Genomic DNA, 18500 nt, shown 5'->3' with positions numbered 1-18500 from the left:
ACATTTGCCCATTTCCACAGAAGAAAAACTAGTTTAATGCTGAACCAAATTTCAACCACCCCACAAACCGCCGCTGCGCCCCGCGCACTATGAGGTCCGCCATGTCCGACAATCGCAACCAATCTCTGCGCGACGCCGCTCTGTTTTACCACGCCAACCCTAAGCCTGGGAAACTGGAGATCCGCGCCACCAAGCCGCTGGCCAACGGCCGCGACCTTTCCCGTGCATATTCCCCCGGCGTTGCCGAAGCTTGCCTTGAGATCAAAGACGACCCCGCCAACGCCGCGCTTTACACGGCACGCCAAAACCTCGTAGCGGTGGTGTCCAACGGCTCTGCCGTTCTCGGCCTTGGCAACATCGGTGCATTGGCGTCCAAGCCGGTGATGGAAGGCAAAGCGGTTCTGTTCAAGAAATTTGCCAACATTGACTGTTTTGACATCGAGCTGGACGAAGCAGACCCAGAAAAACTTGCGGACATCGTCTGTGCCATGGGACCAACCTTTGGCGCGATCAACCTTGAAGACATCAAAGCACCGGACTGCTTTGTGGTCGAAAAACTCTGCCGCGAACGCATGAACATCCCGGTGTTCCACGACGATCAACACGGCACCGCCATTGTTGTGGGCGCGGCGGCAACCAACGCGCTTCAGGTCGCAGGCAAGAAATTCGAAGACATCAAAATTGTCTCCACCGGCGGCGGCGCGGCGGGCATCGCCTGCCTCAACATGCTGTTGAAGCTGGGTGTGAAGCGCGAAAACGTCTGGCTCTGCGACATCCATGGTCTGGTCTATGAAGGCCGCGAAGAGGACATGAACCCGCAGAAGGCGGAGTTTGCCCAAAAAACCGATCTGCGTACCCTCGACGAGGTGATCGACAGCGCCGACATGTTCCTCGGTCTCTCCGGCCCCGGCGTCCTCAAGCCTGAACTGGTCGAAAAGATGACCGCGCAGCCGATCATTTTTGCTTTGGCAAACCCGACCCCGGAAATCATGCCTGAGCTGGCGCGCAAAGTGGCTCCTGATGCGATCATTGCCACCGGTCGTTCCGATTTCCCAAACCAGGTCAACAACGTCCTCTGCTTCCCCTTCATCTTCCGCGGCGCGCTGGATGTGGGCGCCACTGAAATCAACGACGAAATGTGCTTGGCCTGCGTGAACGGCATTGCCGAACTTGCCCGCGCAACAACCTCTGCCGAGGCCGCAGCGGCCTACAAGGGTGAACAGCTCACCTTCGGCGCTGAATATCTGATCCCGAAACCTTTTGATCCGCGTCTGGTCGGCGTGGTGTCCGCCGCCGTGGCCAAGGCCGCCATGGACAGCGGCGTCGCCACCCGCCCGATCGATAACATCGACACCTACGTGCACAAACTCAACCAGTCGGTTTTCAAATCCGCGCTCCTGATGCGCCCCGTCTTTGAAACTGCCCGCAAAGCTGCCCGGCGGATTGTTTTCTCCGAAGGTGAGGACGAACGCGTGCTGCGTGCCGCACAAGCGATCCTGGAAGAGACCACAGAAACCCCAATTCTGATTGGCCGCCCCGAAGTGATCGAAGCTCGCTGCGAACGCGCCGGCCTTTCCATCCGCCCTGGTCAGGACTTCCAGATCGTGAACCCGGAAAACGACCCGCGGTATTATGACTACTGGAACAGCTACCACGAGCTGATGGAGCGCGAAGGTGTAACACCCGACCTCGCCAAGGCGATCATGCGCACCAACTCCACCGCGATTGGCTCGATCATGGTGCACCGCGAAGAAGCCGATAGCCTGATCTGCGGCACCTTTGGCGAATACCGCTGGCACCTGAACTACATCACACAGGTTTTGGGCAACAAATCCCTGTCACCGCACGGCGCGCTCTCGCTGATGATCCTCGAGGATGGCCCCCTGTTCATTGCCGACACGCAGGTGCACGAGCTGCCAAGTCCCGAAGACATAGCCCGCATCACCATCGGTGCCGCGCGCCACGTTCGTCGATTTGGCCTAGAGCCCAACATCGCGCTCTGTTCACAAAGCCAGTTTGGCAACCATCAACAAGGCTCCGGCAAGCGCCTGCGCGATGCCATCGAAATTTTGGACAGCCGACCACGTGACTTCACCTACGAGGGCGAAATGAACGTCGATACCGCGCTTGACCCCGATCTGCGCGCTCGCGTCTTCCCACGCACGCGCCTGAATGGTGCCGCCAACGTGCTGGTCTTTGCCCACGCGGACGCCGCCTCTGGTGTGCGCAACATCCTGAAAATGCGCGCCGGTGCATTGGAAGTTGGCCCGATCCTGATGGGCATGGGCAACCGCGCCCACATCGTCAGCCCGTCGATCACAGCGCGCGGCCTGCTAAACATGGCTGCCATTGCTGGCACGCCGGTGACGCAATACGGCTAAGCCCCTTCGAAGCAAGAACACTCAAAAAACGCGGCGGAGCGATTCCCGCCGCGTTTTGCATTTCCAAACTTCGCAACTTTGCAAAGCTACCAACAATTTCCAGCGAACCCCAAGCAAACCCAACCCTTTGCAAAAATTTGCAGGCCACTCGAGCAAAGACTTGCAAATATTCTGCGATAATCTGCCACGTCCGCCTCGCCAAGACTTGCCGCCACGATAACCCCTCCTCTATCCATTTGGGTAAGGATAGGAGGACCCCATGTCATATCAGGACGTCTACAACGGCTGGAAGAACGACCCCGAAGCATTTTGGATGCAGGCAGCAGACGCGATTGACTGGGACACGCCACCCAGCAAGGCGCTCTTTGAAAAAGGCGACCACATGTATGAGTGGTTCTCCGACGCCAAGGTCAACACCTGCTGGAATGCCGTGGACCGCCATGTCGAGGCCGGACGTGGCGAGCAAACCGCCATCATCCACGACAGCCCGATCACTCATTCCAAGCGCGAGATCTCCTACGTCGAGCTGCGCAACCGCGTGGCTTCCCTTGCCGGCGCCCTGCGTGCCAAAGGGGTAGAGAAAGGCGACCGCGTCATCATCTACATGCCGATGATCCCTGAAGCGCTCGAAGCCATGTTGGCTTGCGCCCGCTTAGGTGCGATCCACTCGGTGGTGTTTGGCGGCTTTGCCGCAAACGAGTTGGCCGTGCGGATTGACGACGCCAAACCCAAAGCCATCATCGCCGCCTCCTGTGGACTAGAACCCGGCCGCGTGGTGCACTACAAACCACTGCTGGACGGCGCTATTGAGCTTGCCACCCACAAGCCAGATTTCTGCGTCATTTTTCAACGTGAACAAGAAGTGGCGCAGCTGATGGAAGGCCGCGACTTCAACTGGCACGGCTTCCAATACGGCGTGGAACCTGCCGAATGCGTGCCGGTCGAAGGCAACCACCCTGCCTACATCCTCTATACCTCTGGCACCACCGGGCAACCCAAAGGCGTGGTGCGCCACACTGCGGGCCATCTGGTCGCGCTGAACTGGACCATGAAGAACGTCTTCAACGTCGATCCCGGAGATGTCTTCTGGGCGGCCTCTGATGTGGGCTGGGTTGTGGGCCACAGCTACATCACCTACGCGCCGCTGATCCACGGCAACACCACGATTGTGTTTGAAGGCAAGCCCGTTGGCACACCGGACGCAGGCACCTTCTGGAGGGTAATTTCCGAGCACAAAGTCAAAACTTTCTTCACCGCCCCGACAGCCTTCCGCGCCGTGAAACGCGAAGACCCAAAAGGCGAATTTGTGAAGAAGTACGACATGTCTTGCATGGAGCAGGTTTTCCTCGCCGGAGAACGTGCTGACCCGGACACCATTATGTGGGCACAGGACCAACTTCAAAAACCCATCATCGACCATTGGTGGCAGACGGAGCTGGGCTACCCAGCGATCTGCAATCCCGTGGGCATTGAACTACTGCCAGTAAAACTCGGCAGCCCCTCCCTGCCAATGCCGGGGTATGACATGAAAGTACTCGACGAAGGCGGCAACGAACTGCCCGCCGGTGAACTTGGCGCAATTGTCAGCAAACTGCCGCTGCCCCCAGGCACGCTGCCAACGCTTTGGAACGCAGAAGACCGTTTCAAAAAATCCTACCTGACAAACTTCCCCGGCTACTATGAAACCGGTGACGCGGGCATGATTGACGAAGACGGCTACGTCTACATCATGGCGCGCACCGATGACGTGATCAACGTCGCGGGCCACCGCCTCTCCACCGGCGGCATGGAAGAGGTGCTTGCCGGACACCCGGACGTGGCCGAATGCGCGGTGATTGGCGTGGCCGACCAGCTCAAAGGCCAGATGCCTGTAGGCTTCCTCTGCCTCAACGCAGGCGCGGACCGGGATCATGACGAAGTGGTGAAAGAAGTGGTGAAACTGGTGCGCGAGAAAATCGGCCCGGTGGCCGCTTTCAAACTGGCAGTTGTGGTGGATCGTCTTCCTAAAACCCGGTCCGGTAAAATCCTGCGCGGCACCATGGTCAGCATCGCCGACGGCACCAAGTGGAAAATGCCGGCGACCATTGATGATCCCGTTATTCTGGATGAGATCACTGAAGCCCTACAAACCCTCGGATACGCCAAGACTTAAATACGGTGCGGGGGCCAGTCCCCGCACCCCCGGGATATTTAGGGCAAGAAAAAGCCAGGACGGCGCGCCAAATTGAAGGCGCGCCTTTTTGGTTAAACAAACTGCTCGCGGATGAGGCGCTCTTCCAACCCGTGGCCTGGGTCAAACAAGATCCGGTGCGCGACACTTTCATCTGAGCAGATCTCGACCGCGGCCACATTTTCAAATGACCGGCTGTCCGCATGGGCCATCACTGGCCGCTTGTAACTCTCCAGCACCTCAAAGGACACAGTTGCCTGCTTCGGCAACAACGCCCCCCGCCAGCGCCGGGGCCGAAACGGCGCAATCGCGGTGAGCGCCAAAACATCAGAGCCAATTGGTAAAATCGGCCCATGTGCGGAATAATTATACGCCGTGGAGCCCGCAGGCGTACTGATCAACGCGCCGTCACAGACAAGCTCCTCCATGCGCAACCGCCCATCAATTTTGATGCGCAGCTTCGCCGCCTGTGGCCCTGCCCGCAGCAAGGACACCTCGTTAATCGCCAGTGCCTCATGCACGGAGTTGTCGACACAGGTCGCTCGCATCGCCAGCGGATTGAGCTTTTCCTCTTCCGCTGCGGCAAGCCGTTCCAGGAGATCGCTTTCCGAATAGGTGTTCATCAAGAACCCCACAGTGCCTCGATTCATACCATAGACTGGCGCAGGCAAAGCCTGTGTGTCATGCAGCGTGTGAAGCATAAAGCCGTCTCCGCCCAGCGCGACAATCACGGCTGCCTCTTCGGGCGCGACATTGCCATAGCGGCCAACCAATGCCGCCCGTGCGGTTTGCGCCACCGGCGCGTTGCTGGCCAAAAAGGCGATTCTTTCGGACATATCGGTCCCAGCTCCAGTCAAACACCGGCAGGTTTCCCCGCCCTGCCAAAGGTTTCCTATGGCGTCATATGTTTATCCCCTGCACCATCTTCGGCGGTCAGGCAAGGTTTTGCGTCGCTTTGAGACCTTTCAACACACCAACCTTTCCTTTAGGAACCGCATCAACGCGAACCCCCTGATCTGGAGCACATGCCCATGTCCACCACCCGTGATGCTGGCTTTTTCACTGAATCCCTCGCCTCCCGCGACCCGGAGCTGTTTGGCTCGATCACCAACGAGCTAGGTCGCCAGCGCGACGAGATCGAATTGATCGCCTCTGAGAACATCGTGTCCGCAGCCGTGATGGAAGCGCAGGGCACTGTGCTGACCAACAAATACGCCGAGGGCTACCCGGGCCGCCGCTACTACGGTGGTTGCCAACATGTGGACGTGGCCGAGAACCTCGCCATCGACCGCGCCAAAGAGCTGTTTGGCTGTGAGTTTGCCAATGTGCAGCCAAACTCCGGCTCCCAAGCCAACCAGGGTGTTTTTCAGGCATTGATCCAGCCAGGCGACACTATTCTTGGTATGGACCTGGCCTCCGGTGGCCACCTGACCCACGGTGCACGCCCGAACCAATCCGGCAAATGGTTCAACGCTGTGTCCTACGGTGTGCGCCGCGACGACAACCTGATCGACTACGATCAGATTGAAGCCCAGGCCAAAGAGCACCAGCCGAAAATGATCATTGCCGGTGGTTCTGCCATCCCGCGTCAGATCGACTTTGCCCGCTTCCGTGAGATTGCAGATATGGTTGGCGCCTACCTGCTGGTCGACATGGCGCATATCGCTGGTCTGGTTGCCGCTGGTGAGCACCCCTCGCCATTCCCACACGCACACGTTGCCACAACCACCACGCACAAAACCCTGCGCGGCCCACGCGGCGGCATGATCCTGACCAACGATGCGGACATCGCCAAGAAACTGAACTCGGCAATCTTTCCTGGCATTCAGGGCGGCCCTTTGATGCACGTCATCGCTGCCAAAGCTGTGGCCTTTGGTGAAGCGCTGCGTCCTGAATTTAAAGACTACCAGAAACAAGTACGCGCCAACGCTGTGGCCCTGGCGGATCAGCTGATCAAAGGTGGCCTGGACATCGTCACCGGTGGCACCGACACCCACGTGATGCTGGTGGATCTGCGCCCCAAAGCTGTGACCGGCAACATCGCTGACAAAGCCCTTGGCCGCGCGCACATCACCACCAACAAAAACGGCATCCCGTTTGACCCGGAAAAGCCAATGGTGACCTCCGGTCTGCGCCTCGGCACACCTGCGGGCACAACCCGTGGCTTTGGCGAAGAAGAGTTCCGCGCGATTGCAGACATGATTGTTGAAGTGGTCGACGGTCTGGCCGCCAACGGCGAAGAGGGCAATGCCGAGGTGGAAGCCTCCGTGCGCGCCAAAGTGGCCGCGCTCTGCGGTCGTTTCCCGCTCTACCCAAACCTGTAAGGTCACGGACACCAAAATCCTTTTGGCCGTCGCTGGACTTTCCGGCGGCGGCCTTTTCTTTTCAAATTGTGCAACTTGGGGGACACGGCAATGACAGACGGTTGGAACGTCTCGGCAAAGGCCTGGATTGCGTCGATGGGAGAGACTGGCGACTTCAGTCGAGGACTTGTGCTTGATACGCCCATGATGGAGCGGGTTTCAAAAGCGCAGCCCAAGGCCGTTCTGGACCTCGGCGGCGGCGAAGGCCGGTTTTGCCGCAGACTGGCCCCGCACGTCGACCACGTTGTCGGCATTGACCCAACTGAAGGTCTGATCGCTCACGCAAAATCCCTAGGAGATGCAGACTACGTGATCGCTGGCGCCGAAGACCTGCCCTTTGCAGATCACAGCTTTGACATGGTGGTCAGCTACCTGTCGCTGATCGACATTCCAAACATCCCCAAAGCCCTCTCGGAGGCGCACCGCGTCTTACGTCCAAACGGGCTGCTGCTGATCGCCAACCTGAACCCGTGGACCACAGCAAGCCAATCCAAAGGCACGCCGGTCAAAAACCCTGATGGCACCACAACCCTCACAATGGACCGCTACCTGGACGCCTTCCCAAGCTGGGCAGAGTGGAGCGGCATCCGTATCCAAAACTGGCACCGCCCGCTGTCGTTCTACATGCAGTCTCTGCTGGAAAATGGCTTTCAGCTCACGCATTTTGATGAGCCCAAAGCCTCCGGTGGCGCGCGGGCGGAGAGTTACAACCGCGCGCCTTATTTGCACATCATGGAATGGCAAAAACGCTGCTCAATGCCTCACTCACCACCCAAACAGTTTTGGACGCGATCCATCTGCCGCTTGATCCAGCGCGTTCTGTGGCGCAAAGCGCTCGCGCCGGGATTCACGCCAATGTGTCTGCAGCTTGCCTTCAGACGGGGCAGTTGCATCTTTGTCGCTCCAATGGTTTTGACGGGTGGCGACCTGAAAGCTATTTGAAAGAATTCCCAACATATCTGGCACTCCTTGTGTTGATCTGATCCAAACATGGTGGACTCGGGTCCAAAAATCGACTCAATATGACATTCAATATGTAAGCTGGAGTTACAGTATGGATTGGGCCACTTTGCCGTCTCTCGCCGCCCTGCGGGCCTTTGAAGCCGCCGCTCGACACCAAAACCTCAGCGCAGCGGCCCGCGAACTCAATGTCACCCATGCCGCAATCGCTCAGCATGTGCGCAGTCTGGAAGCCGACCTCTCCACATCACTTCTGTTTCGCTCTGGCCGCGGCGTGGCCCTCACTGATGAAGGCCGCCATCTCGCCCAACACCTGTCTGAGGGGTTTGAAGTGATCGCCGAAGGTGTCTCTGCCCTTCAACGCTCCAAAGAGGACCGCCCGCTCAGTGTCACAGTCACGCCATCCTTTGCCGCCAACTGGCTGATGCCACGTATCGGCGGCTTCTGGCAGAAACACCCGGAGATCTCGCTCAGCATCAACCCAAGTGTGAATTTGATCGACCTGCGCCGCGATGGCTTTGACATGGCCATCCGATTTGGCAACGGACAATGGTCGGGGGTGTCCTGCGAGTTGCTCACATCTGGGGAGTTTTGGGTGGTTGGCTCCCCTAAATTGCTCAACACACAATCCGAAATCAGCCTCAAAGACGCTGGGTCCTACCCGTGGTTGATGGATTTGCACATGCTGGAATGGCGCCAAGTGGTGGAAGACGCCGGGCTTGATCTCAACACTGTGGAGATGACATCACTGGAGACCAACGAGCTTGTGCTCTCTGCCACCGTGGCTGGCTTGGGGGTCTCCGTGCACCCCAGATCTCTGGTCGAGAGGGAAGTGGCTTTTGGCACGCTTGTGCAGATCACCAGCCTACCCCGCACGGATCTTGGCTATCATTTGGTTACGCTGCCCCGCCCGCTCAACGCCAAGGAGCGGGCATTTCGCAAATGGCTTATGGCGGAGGCAAAGACCTAGCAGCCCATTGCCGAAGGCAGCTGAGGACACGCCCCAACTGCCGTGTTCGTTTAGGCGTCGCCTCAGACGTTTGGCTTCGTATCCAACAACGCCTCTTCCAGCATTTTTTCGTCACGCACCTCTTCGATGCGGCGAATGCGATCATCACGTTGCTGGTTGTCAAAACGGTACTTCACAACATTGATCAGGCTGATGGTGAGCAGCACAATGCCCATGCCCCAGTAGCCTTTTGTCGACAGCGGCACATCTGTGGACAGCCAAAGGGAAATGCCGAGCAGCACATAGGCAAGCGCCACACCGGCCATGTTGAGCATTACGATGGTGGAATTGTCATTACGATCAGTCATTTTGATTTCTCCGATTTTTTAAGTTTGAATATTGTCTTGCCGAAAGCGGCGGTCTTACCTGGACTGGGTTTTCAGGCGGTCCATCACGGACACAGCTGTGACTTTGCTCGCATCCCCGAAACCAGCATCCGCCATGCGTCCCGCGATATCGCCATGGTTCAGGCCACTGTCGATCTCGCGCAGGATTTCGCCCTGCTCAAACGGATCATCCTCGCCCATCACGCGGGAGATCAGCGCGTCGGCCTCTTCGAACGGGCTGTCGCCTCCCAAGTGGCGGTTCACTTTACGCTGAATACCTTGCTCTTTGCGTACGGCGCGTGCTGATACGGCCCCCTGTTTCAGATCGATGATGCGGCGGTGTGCGGTTTCCACACTCTGGCGCAGCTGCATAATCCGCGCTTCCAATCGCGCCTGGGTCTGTTGACGACCCGCCAACTCGTTTTCCAAGTCGGCAATCGCTTGCGCCGCTTGCTGCGCAAGGTCATCCCGCTCCGCTGCAAGGGCCTCTTTGGCCCGCGCCAGAAGGTCCGCAATGCGACCTTCCAAGGTTTCAATCTGGCGCTGCTCGCCGCGCTCCCGCTGGATCAAGCTGGCCAAAGCCACCTTTGCCGCCTTCAGATTTGCGCTCGCCTCGCGAATTTTTTGATCAATCAGCTCAATGACATAGACGTCACGCACCTGTTCTTCGGCCCGGGCATTTGCCCCTACAATCAATGTTTTCAAAGTTCCGAACATCTGTTGCTCCATTTCTTGAACATCGTTCACAAATAGAGTGATAGAGCCTTCCTGAACGTCGCTCAAGCGAATAATTGAACGACGTTCATGAATTTCACAAGGGACTGATTTTGCTTAAATTTTCACCGCGACTTCCGGCCCAATTCGGGACAGAACTTGTGCAATCATGTTCCGAATATGCTCCGGCGGCACACCTGAGATGCGATTCTCCAACCCCAAAAGCACGATTCCATGCACCGCAGAGAACATTGCACGGGTCATCAACCCCAACTCCTGCTCGCCCATCTCCGGATAAAGCTCCGACAGGGGGGTGCGAATATTGGCAAACAACGCCCCCAACGACGACAAGTACCACTCCGGCACCTCCCCACCCTCTGTCATCTCCACATCAAACAACGCCCGCCACAGCTTTGGGTGTTCCGCGGCAAACTCCAAATAGGCATTGGACATAAGAATGAGCCGCTGGCGCGGGCTTTCACTGCCATCATAAGATGCCGACACAGCAGCTCCGAGTTTCTTGAAGGTGCGCCCGTTCACCTCAAGCACCAGATCATGCAGATCATCAAACACGTTATAGATGGCCCCAACCGCACAGCCTGCGCCCTTGGCCAACTCCCGCGCCTTCAGCGACGACATGCCCCCTGCCGCAATCTGCGCTTCCGCCAATTCGATCAGTTTTATGCGCAACGCCGCGCGCCGCTCAGCCACTTTGCCAGCCATATCGCCCCACCTTATGAACTGCGTTCAGGGTTACCTGCACTGGAGCGAAATGCCAAGTCTAACGCCTCACCTTCAAAAATGTTCTTTCTTTGTTCGACTCACTCCCTTAGCGTGCGGCCATGAGTTTTCGCATTTCAAACCGTGACGCCCGCCACCTCTGGCTCTCTTTGCAAGGCCTGTCCGACACCCCCACCGGCCCCGCCAACCCGCGCGCCATTATTGGCAAACTGGGCTTTGTGCAGCTGGACAGCATTCAGGTCCTGTCACGCGCACATCACCATATCCTCTGGTCGCGCAACCAAAACTATCGCGAACCAATGCTCAACAAACTTCTGGCCGAAGACCGCACGGTGTTTGAGCATTTCACCCACGATGCCAGCGTTCTGCCCATCGAGACCTATCCCTACTGGCGTGCGCAGTTTGAACGCCGCAAATCCCGCATGGACCAAAAGGGCTGGTTCAAAACCGCGCTGAGCAAGGTCAACACGGCCGACATCAAATCCCGCATCGCGGACGAAGGCGCGCTGTCGACCGAGGCTTTTGACACCAAGATCGAAGGCCCCAAAGAGATGTGGTCCCGCCCGCCGCACAAACAGGCGCTGGACTACCTGTGGTACGCGGGCGAACTCGCAACCTGCTATCGCCACAACTTCAAAAAATTCTACAACCTGCCGGAACGGGTCATCCCTAAAAAACTGAAGGACGCGCAGATAGACCATGCTGAGCAAATCAACTGGCTCTGCACCCAGGCCCTCGACCGGCTCGGCTTTGCCACCTCAGGCGACATCAAACGCTTTTGGGAAGCCGTCGACACCGCTGACGTAAAAAACTGGATGAGCAAAACCGATCTCATCGACGTCGAAGTGCAAACCGCCAATCGGAAGTGGTTGCCCATGCAAGCCCCCGCCGACTTTGCCCAGCGCTTGGAACAAACCACCGCCCCCACCACTCGTCTGCGTATCCTCAATCCGTTTGACCCGGTGATCCGCGATCGAGACCGGCTCTCCCGCCTGTTTGGTTTTGATTACCGCATCGAAATCTTCGTCCCCGCCGCCAAACGGCAATGGGGCTACTACGTCTATCCACTTTTGGAAGGCGACCGCTTTGTCGGGCGCTTGGAGGCCAAGGCCAACCGCAAAAAGGGCGAAATCACCATCACACAACTTTGGTCCGAGCCCGGTGTGCGCTGGACTGAGGCGCGGGCCGCCAAACTGGACGCCGAACTCACCCGCATAGGTCGGTTCATTGGCGCGCCTGAAATCGTCTGGGACTGCGACCGCGCGCCAAAAGCCGCTTAAACCAGCCCCTGCCAGCGCAGCACAAGGATCACCAACACCACTACCACCAAGAGGTTAAACACGAGCGCCGCCGCCAGATTGAGCAGCGCACCCTTGCGCCGATCCGCCACGTCAATGGACTTCAGATGCGCGACGATCTCATCAAATGCCTTGGTCACGGCCACGCCATCGACCTGCATCATAAGCTTCGGGTGACCGCCCAAGCGCCGTGCCTCCACAAGCACCTCCGCCTGCCGGTGCAAGCGCGCAGGTACCCTGCGGCCAATCTTCTTCATCGCCCGCGCCAAAGTTTTGGCCCGCACGCCAAATTTCTCTTTGGCCAGTTCCAAAAGTTGCGCTTCTTTGGCCTGAATATCCTGCGTCGTCATCATCCGCGCACCCTAGACTGCGCCCGCACGACACTCAACTCTGGAACCCACCTGCCCAGCGCGGTATCACACCGCTATGTTGAATCTGATCGAACACGGCACCGCCACCGCAGAACCTGACCTCTTGATTGTGCATGGGCTGTTTGGCTCCGGCCGCAACTGGGGCGCCATTGCCAAAAAGCTCTCCACCACCCGCCGCATTCTCTGCGTGGATCAGCGCAACCACGGCCAAAGCCCTTGGTTTGATAGCCATTCTTACGAAGACATGGCCGCCGACCTTGCCGAAGTTATCACAGCGCAAGGCAAGCCAATGGATGTGTTGGGCCATTCAATGGGGGGCAAAGCCGCCATGGTTCTCGCGCTCAGCCAACCGGACTTGGTCAACCGCCTGATTGTGGCGGACATCGCGCCTGTCGCCTACAGCCACGACCAGAATCAAAACATTCAAGCCATGCGCGCCGTAGATTTGTCTCAGGTTAGCAAACGCTCCGATGCCATGGCGCAATTGGCCGAACATCTGGATGACACCACGTTGCAGACTTTCTTCACCCAATCGCTGGACGTGAAAGAGCAGCGTTGGCGTCTCAATCTCGATGTTCTGGACCGCGAGATGCCCAAAATCCTGAACTTTCCACAGGTTGGCGGCGCCTTTAGTGGCCCGACCCTATTCCTGTCTGGCGCCACCTCAGACTACGTCACCCATGCGCAACGCCCGACAATCCGCGAGAAATTCCCCAAAGCCCGCTTTGCCAAAATCACTGGCGCGGGGCATTGGCTTCACGCAGAGAAACCGCGAGAGTTCATCGCATCAGTGCAAGCCTGGTTGGATCTAGATCAACGCGCGTAAAGCGCCTGTGCCACTTTCCAGCTGGCAGGGAACGCAATCACAAAGCCGATCAGCGCATAGACAAACAGCATCAAACCGCTGTTTTCACCTGCCACCAGCGCGGCGATCACACCGACCCCAGCCAGGGTGGACCCAATAAAGATGTGCAGAATCATTGCCAGTCGCAGCATGACTGTCTCCTTCAAGTTGTTGGCCGCAGATTTGGCGCAAAAAACCACGGCCAGCTTTGATTTGGATCAGTCAATTCTCAGGTAATTGAGTTCACTCGGCGATCAAGCGCATCTGTTCCGTGCCCTCTGCATCCAGCAGAACGGCAATCCCGTCGCGCACTTCAAATCCGACCACCTTTGACAGGGCCTGAAAGAAGTCTTTCTCCTGCTGATCCAACGGACCAGGGCAGGCCATACGTGTGGTGGCAAGCGGTCCAAATTCCAATTGACCAGCCGCCTCCGTATAGCCACCTGAGAAACGGTTACACCCACTTGTGCCGCTCACCTGCCCATCAGCTCCAAACCGAAGAAGGGGCACCTGCGCAGCCTCAACAACCTGGCCATTGATCTGCGCAACCAACCAGTTGTTGCTACTCAAGCCGGTCGCCTCTCGTTTCACCATGCGTTCCACTACCACATCCACTGTTTCAGGGGCTTCATTGGTCAATGCCGGAAAGCTCTGCGTGCTGCGCCAAAGCACATCTTCCCCGACTCGGATCACCGCCCGAACCGAATACCGACCGCGTGTCTCAACCATGGCATCGTCATAGCTCAGCTGAAAATCCACCGGCACCTGCCCCGCAGGTTTTAACGTCTGGCTCGCCAACACCGTCGTTTTCACATCCATCTTACTCACGTCTTCCAACGTAACTTCGACCAGCGCGTCCGGCGGCAAGGCAATTTTCTCCCGATACAGCACCGATCCCTGCAAATTTTGAAAATCAGCCATCGCGCTCCCTGCACTGAGGCACATTGCCATAACAAGGCCAGCCCCCACCCCGGCGGATTTAATCTTTGTAAGTGTCATTGAAAAGCTCCCGGCTCTGCTGCGGTCATCATACCCTACCACCTAGGGATGAGGTCGCTACCTCCCAAGGGGGAATTGTTTTCTCGGCAAAGCCTTGCCCAAACCCGATGCGTTCCCTAGCCCCCCGCGCAAGATACGACCTTTGACCCCCTTTGGCCTGCATGTCTGCTCTGTTAGGCTGCCCCTATGTCAAACGATACTGCCGCTCCAGTTCTCAAACGGTTCTCCAACGCGCTTGTGGTCGACGACCATCCGCTGTTCTGTGACGCTTTGGTTATGACCTTGCAGGCCATCGCCCCGATCACAGAGGTCGCCACAGCCCCCTGCCTCACGGACGCTCTGGCCCGCCTGGAAAATGCACCACACCCGGATCTGGTTGTGTTGGACCTCAATCTACCGGATGTAGACGGCTTTGACGGGTTGCTACGCCTTCGCAAAGCCACCAATGCCAAAGTGCTGGTGGTGTCCTCCATGGCCGATACACGTATCATCAACGCCGCGCTGAATGCAGGCGCCGCCGGGTTTGTACCCAAACACAGTCAACGCGACATGTTCCGTCGCGCCTTGCAGGCCTTGGCCGAGGACCGCAATTTTGTGCCAGAAGGCCATATGCCGACCTGCGACGAGGACAACGCCACTAAGGACGCCGTGGCGCGCTTGGCCAGCTTGACCACACAACAGGCCCGCATCCTAGATCTCATTTGCGAAGGCAAGCTGAACAAACAAATTGCCTTTGAGTTGTCGATCGCGGAAACCACTGTGAAAGCCCATGTGACTGCGATCATGCGCAAACTTGGCGTCCACTCACGCACACAGGCGGTCCTGATCGCCAAAGAAGCCAGCTTTGAGGAACACTTGCGCAGCAGCGGGTAGGCAGCCTAATCTGCCACGAGCGGCTTTGAGGAGAGCTGCGGGAGGAACGCCAGCATGGATGCCAGCACACCCTTTGATGGGTCCCATATCGTGCGCACAGGGTTCGCCCCGTGCGACGCACCCGACGCCGTGGACCAACTTGTTGCGGCGCTGGGTCCAGGTTCCTTTGCCTTGGTTGTGCTGTTTGTATCACCAAACACCGACCTGGAAAAATTTGTGTGCGATATCGCGGGACGTTTTGGCGCCGCGGAAGTTGTCGGTTGCACCACCGCAGGGGAGCTGGCCCAAAGCGGCTATACCGAAGGGGAAATTGTGGCCATCGGCCTGCCGAAAACCCACTTTGCTGCCCGCACCCTGCTTGTGGAAGATCTCTCCGATATCAAAGCAGAGGCGCGCATCACCGAGATGATCCACAACCGGAAAGCCTTGGCCGCCATCCATCCATTCTGGACGTCCGAATTTGCCTTCCTCATGGTCGATGGCCTCTCCACGCGCGAAGACGCCTTGGCTGCTGATTTGTCGATGGGCCTGGGACCGGTGCCTTTGTTTGGCGGGTCCGCCGGCGATGGCGAAGATTTTGGTCAGACACACGTCCTGTACAAAAATGCGTTTCACAGCAATGCAGCCGTGCTGGTGCAGTTGCGCTCCAACTGTCCTGTGCACGTATTCAAAACCGACCACCTCCTCCCCACAGAACATCGTATGGTGGTGACCGGTGCGGACCCGACCACGCGGCGTGTTTATGAAATCAACGCCGAACCAGCGGCCCGTGAATACGCCCGCATTCTTGGCAAAGACCCGGAACAACTTTCCACCTTCACCTTTGCCGCCCATCCGGTTGTTGTGCGCATTGGCGAACAAACCCATGTCCGCGCCATTCAGCGCGTGGCCCAAAACGGCGATCTGCAATTCTTCTCCGCAATTGACGAAGGTGTGGTCCTCACTTTGGCGGAGCCTGAAGACATGGTGGCCCATCTGGACCGCGAACTCAGCGCTCTGACCAATGATCAGGCGCCCGCCATGATTTTGGGCTGCGATTGTGTCTTGCGCCGGGTCGAGGCCACACAAAAACAGATAACCGGTGACATCTCCCGCGTTCTTGCCAAACATAATGTGGTGGGCTTTTCCACTTACGGCGAACAGGTCAACTCGATGCATGTCAATCAAACCTTCACCGGCGTTGCCATCTACCCACCGGAAACGGACTAACGCCACAATGACCGACGCCACATTGATCGACCCAAAGGACTCGCTGGAACGCCAAAACCAGAAACTCCTGAAAATCGTCGACACGCTCATGCGCCGCGCCGAGGCCAGTCCCGACTCCACAGGCGTCGCTTACGCACAATTCGAACGCGCCGTGATGCTCGAAGAGGAAGTGGCTGCCCGCACCCGCGAACTCGAACACGCGCTGGACCTGCTCAATACCTCCAACGCCTCTCTTGCCCAAGCCAACGCCGAAGCCGAAGCCGCCCGCGCCAACCTCGCCAACGCGATCGAGACCGTGCAAGAAGGCTTTGCATTGTTTGATGCCGACGAAAAACTGGTGCTCTGCAACACCCGCTTCGGCAAACACATGCGCGACGTCCACGCGCAGTTCAAGCCTGGCCTGCCGTTTTCTAGTTACGTCGATATCGTGTCCCGGAGCGCATTTCTCGAGCTACCGGACGGCATGAATGCCACTCAATGGGCGGAGCAGCGGATACTGCGCCACCGTGAGCAACATGTGGTGTTTAACGCCCGCTTCGCCGGTGAGCGCTGGATCCAAGTCTCCGAGCATCGAACTCGTGACGGCGGCACTGTCGTCCTCCAAACCGATGTCACCGACATGATGTTGATCGAGCGTCAAGAGCGCGAACGCCTGCTTGACGACCAAGCCCGCCTGATCAAAGCCACTTTGGAACACCTCGACCAAGGCGTCGGCATCTTTGACCGCGAAGCCCGCCTGGTTGGCTGGAACCGGCGCATGGGAGAGCTGCTCTCCATCCCTCTGCGTCACTTTCACCTTGGCTTGCCGTTTGACACCATTTTTGACCAACTCTCGCGCAAGCTGGCCTTTCTGGAAACCGCCGACGCCGAGGCTCTGGCCCATTGGGCCGCCCACGATGGGCGCCGCGCGCCTTTGTCTTTTGAGGTGGAACTGGGGGAAGACCGCATTCTTGCGGTTTTTGCCCAACACATGCCGGACGGCGGCTTTGTGATTTCCTTCACAGACATCACAACAGAGCGCGGCGCTTTGCGCGCCATCTCCCAAGTCAACGAAACTCTGGAACGCCACGTGCAGGAACGCACCCTGGAGCTTCAGGATGCGCTGGCCGAAGCCGAGCGCGCCAACGCTTCCAAATCCCGCTTTGTCGCTGCCGCAAGCCACGACCTGTTGCAACCGCTCTCCGCTGCCAAACTCTATATGGCCTCGCTGGAAACCGACCTCGTAGAGCCCGACCAACGTGAACGCCTGAACAAAGCCTCTTCCGCCCTGCAAAGCGTCGAACACATTTTGGGGGCGCTGCTGGACATTTCCCGCCTCGACAGCGGCCGCGCCGCTGTGCATGACACACAAATTCCTCTGGGCGCACTGCTGGGCCAACTGCACGATGAGTTTGCCCCCATTGCCCGCGAAAAAGGCCTGCGCTTTGACCTGCGCAGCCAAGATGTCACCGTGCACTCAGACGCAACTTACCTGCGCCGCATTTTGCAAAACCTCATCGCCAATGCTCTGCGCTACACCGAACAAGGCCGCGTGCTGGTGGCCGCCCGCCGACGCGACGAAAATATGGTGGTGGAAATCTGGGACACCGGCCCGGGCATCCCTGTGGAACAGCAAGCCAAAGTGTTTGATGAGTTCCACCGTGTGAACGCCGCTGCGAGCCCCGCCGAAGGGTTGGGCCTTGGCCTGGCCATTGTGGAACGCGCCTGCCGCCTGCTGACGCATCCGATGCAGATGCAATCCGAGCCCGGGCGCGGCACACGATTTTGCATCACACTGCCCGTTCATACAGACCAAGCCGCCCCCCTGCCACCGGCACTGACACTTCCCGAAGCCGCCAGCCCTTTGGCACACCGCATTGTTCTTCTGGTGGAAAACGATGCCGAGCTGCGAAACGCGATTTCCATGACATTGGAAAACTGGGGCGCCGATGTGCTTGCTTGCGGCAGCGACATCGAAGCGCTCGATCTACTGCGTGAAATTGACATCGCGCCCGACATGGTACTGGCCGACTATCAGCTCGACAACGGCGCCACCGGAACCGAGCTTATTGCCAGGCTGCGCCAAACCTACGGCCCCTTGCCCGCCTGCGTCATCAGCGCCAATCGTGACCCGGATCTGAAGCTTCAATGTCAGGCGCTTCAAGCGCCTTTGTTGCACAAACCTCTGGATCTGGATCAGCTGCGCACCATTCTTACCGGCACGTAAACCTTTGCCCAAAAGTTCAAAATACGCACCTCCGCA

The 18500-nt window shown here is 58.1% G+C and carries 17 protein-coding genes; 10 read left to right on the top strand and 7 right to left on the bottom strand.

Features of this window, described 5'->3' with window-relative positions; genetic code table 11:
* The first annotated feature begins 101 nt into the window (after nt 1–101).
* On the top strand, nt 102–2381 hold the full coding sequence (locus JXR15_RS18235) for an NADP-dependent malic enzyme (RefSeq protein WP_422054612.1): 2280 nt from the start codon (nt 102–104) through the stop codon (nt 2379–2381).
* A 259-nt stretch (nt 2382–2640) separates the two neighbouring features.
* Complete coding sequence (gene prpE, locus JXR15_RS18230; RefSeq protein ID WP_422054611.1) at nt 2641–4533, top strand: propionate-CoA ligase PrpE; 1893 nt, start codon at nt 2641–2643, stop codon at nt 4531–4533.
* A gap of 92 nt (nt 4534–4625) precedes the next feature.
* Here the strand turns inward: prpE and JXR15_RS18225 are convergent, their stop codons facing one another.
* Nucleotides 4626–5387: an NAD kinase gene (locus JXR15_RS18225; RefSeq protein WP_422054610.1), complete on the bottom strand. Its 762-nt coding sequence runs from the start codon at nt 5385–5387 to the stop codon at nt 4626–4628.
* A 189-nt stretch (nt 5388–5576) separates the two neighbouring features.
* Between JXR15_RS18225 and glyA the strand changes: the two genes are divergently transcribed.
* From glyA to JXR15_RS18210, 3 genes are all read left to right on the top strand, one after another.
* Complete coding sequence (gene glyA / locus JXR15_RS18220; RefSeq protein ID WP_422054609.1) at nt 5577–6875, top strand: serine hydroxymethyltransferase; 1299 nt, start codon at nt 5577–5579, stop codon at nt 6873–6875.
* Between the two features lie 90 nt (nt 6876–6965).
* Entirely contained in the window at nt 6966–7856 is an 891-nt protein-coding gene (locus JXR15_RS18215; protein WP_422054608.1) for a class I SAM-dependent methyltransferase, read from the top strand.
* Between the two features lie 112 nt (nt 7857–7968).
* Nucleotides 7969–8844, top strand: a complete 876-nt coding sequence (locus JXR15_RS18210; protein WP_422054607.1) for a LysR substrate-binding domain-containing protein — start codon at nt 7969–7971, stop codon at nt 8842–8844.
* 62 nt (nt 8845–8906) lie between these two features.
* On the opposite strand, the gene JXR15_RS18205 is transcribed toward JXR15_RS18210, so the two are convergent.
* From JXR15_RS18205 to JXR15_RS18195, 3 genes are all read right to left on the bottom strand, one after another.
* Nucleotides 8907–9191, bottom strand: coding sequence for a hypothetical protein (locus JXR15_RS18205; protein ID WP_422054606.1), 285 nt, complete (start codon nt 9189–9191; stop codon nt 8907–8909).
* A gap of 54 nt (nt 9192–9245) precedes the next feature.
* Nucleotides 9246–9926 carry a PspA/IM30 family protein gene (locus JXR15_RS18200; RefSeq protein ID WP_422054605.1) on the bottom strand — a complete coding sequence of 227 codons (681 nt, stop codon included), beginning with the start codon at nt 9924–9926 and terminating at the stop codon, nt 9246–9248.
* 114 nt (nt 9927–10040) lie between these two features.
* Complete coding sequence (locus JXR15_RS18195; RefSeq protein WP_422054604.1) at nt 10041–10646, bottom strand: TetR/AcrR family transcriptional regulator; 606 nt, start codon at nt 10644–10646, stop codon at nt 10041–10043.
* 119 nt (nt 10647–10765) lie between these two features.
* On the opposite strand from JXR15_RS18195, the gene JXR15_RS18190 reads away from it, so the two are divergent.
* On the top strand, nt 10766–11944 hold the full coding sequence (locus JXR15_RS18190) for a winged helix-turn-helix domain-containing protein (RefSeq protein WP_422054603.1): 1179 nt from the start codon (nt 10766–10768) through the stop codon (nt 11942–11944).
* On the opposite strand, the gene JXR15_RS18185 is transcribed toward JXR15_RS18190, so the two are convergent.
* Complete coding sequence (locus JXR15_RS18185) at nt 11941–12315, bottom strand: hypothetical protein (protein WP_422054602.1); 375 nt, start codon at nt 12313–12315, stop codon at nt 11941–11943. The two genes, JXR15_RS18190 and JXR15_RS18185, sit on opposite strands and share 4 nt — an antisense overlap.
* Before the next feature lie 73 nt (nt 12316–12388).
* On the opposite strand from JXR15_RS18185, the gene JXR15_RS18180 reads away from it, so the two are divergent.
* Nucleotides 12389–13159, top strand: a complete 771-nt coding sequence (locus JXR15_RS18180) for an alpha/beta fold hydrolase (protein ID WP_422054601.1) — start codon at nt 12389–12391, stop codon at nt 13157–13159.
* On the opposite strand, the gene JXR15_RS18175 is transcribed toward JXR15_RS18180, so the two are convergent.
* Nucleotides 13147–13329 carry a CTP synthetase gene (locus JXR15_RS18175; protein WP_422054600.1) on the bottom strand — a complete coding sequence of 61 codons (183 nt, stop codon included), beginning with the start codon at nt 13327–13329 and terminating at the stop codon, nt 13147–13149. The genes JXR15_RS18180 and JXR15_RS18175 overlap by 13 nt on opposite strands.
* Nucleotides 13330–13420: 91 nt before the next feature.
* The gene (locus JXR15_RS18170) at nt 13421–14098 is read right to left on the bottom strand and encodes a YbaY family lipoprotein (RefSeq protein WP_422054599.1); all 678 of its coding nucleotides are present in this window, start codon (nt 14096–14098) and stop codon (nt 13421–13423) included.
* 264 nt (nt 14099–14362) lie between these two features.
* Here JXR15_RS18170 and JXR15_RS18165 point away from each other — a divergent pair, with 264 nt between their 5' ends.
* Genes JXR15_RS18165 through JXR15_RS18155 form a run of 3 tightly spaced genes read left to right on the top strand, consistent with a single transcriptional unit; the run spans nt 14363 to nt 18464 of the window.
* Nucleotides 14363–15049, top strand: a complete 687-nt coding sequence (locus tag JXR15_RS18165) for a DNA-binding response regulator (protein WP_422054598.1) — start codon at nt 14363–14365, stop codon at nt 15047–15049.
* A gap of 54 nt (nt 15050–15103) precedes the next feature.
* Complete coding sequence (locus JXR15_RS18160) at nt 15104–16258, top strand: FIST N-terminal domain-containing protein (protein ID WP_422054597.1); 1155 nt, start codon at nt 15104–15106, stop codon at nt 16256–16258.
* Between the two features lie 7 nt (nt 16259–16265).
* Nucleotides 16266–18464, top strand: a complete 2199-nt coding sequence (locus JXR15_RS18155) for a PAS-domain containing protein (RefSeq protein ID WP_422054596.1) — start codon at nt 16266–16268, stop codon at nt 18462–18464.
* Nucleotides 18465–18500 lie beyond the last annotated feature (36 nt).

Origin of the sequence: Shimia sp. (genome assembly GCF_049116215.1) — a bacterium.
Taxonomy (GTDB): Bacteria; Pseudomonadota; Alphaproteobacteria; order Rhodobacterales; family Rhodobacteraceae; genus Shimia.
The sequence above is the reverse complement of the archived record's forward strand: the minus strand, read 5'-3'. Positions and strand labels throughout refer to the sequence as shown.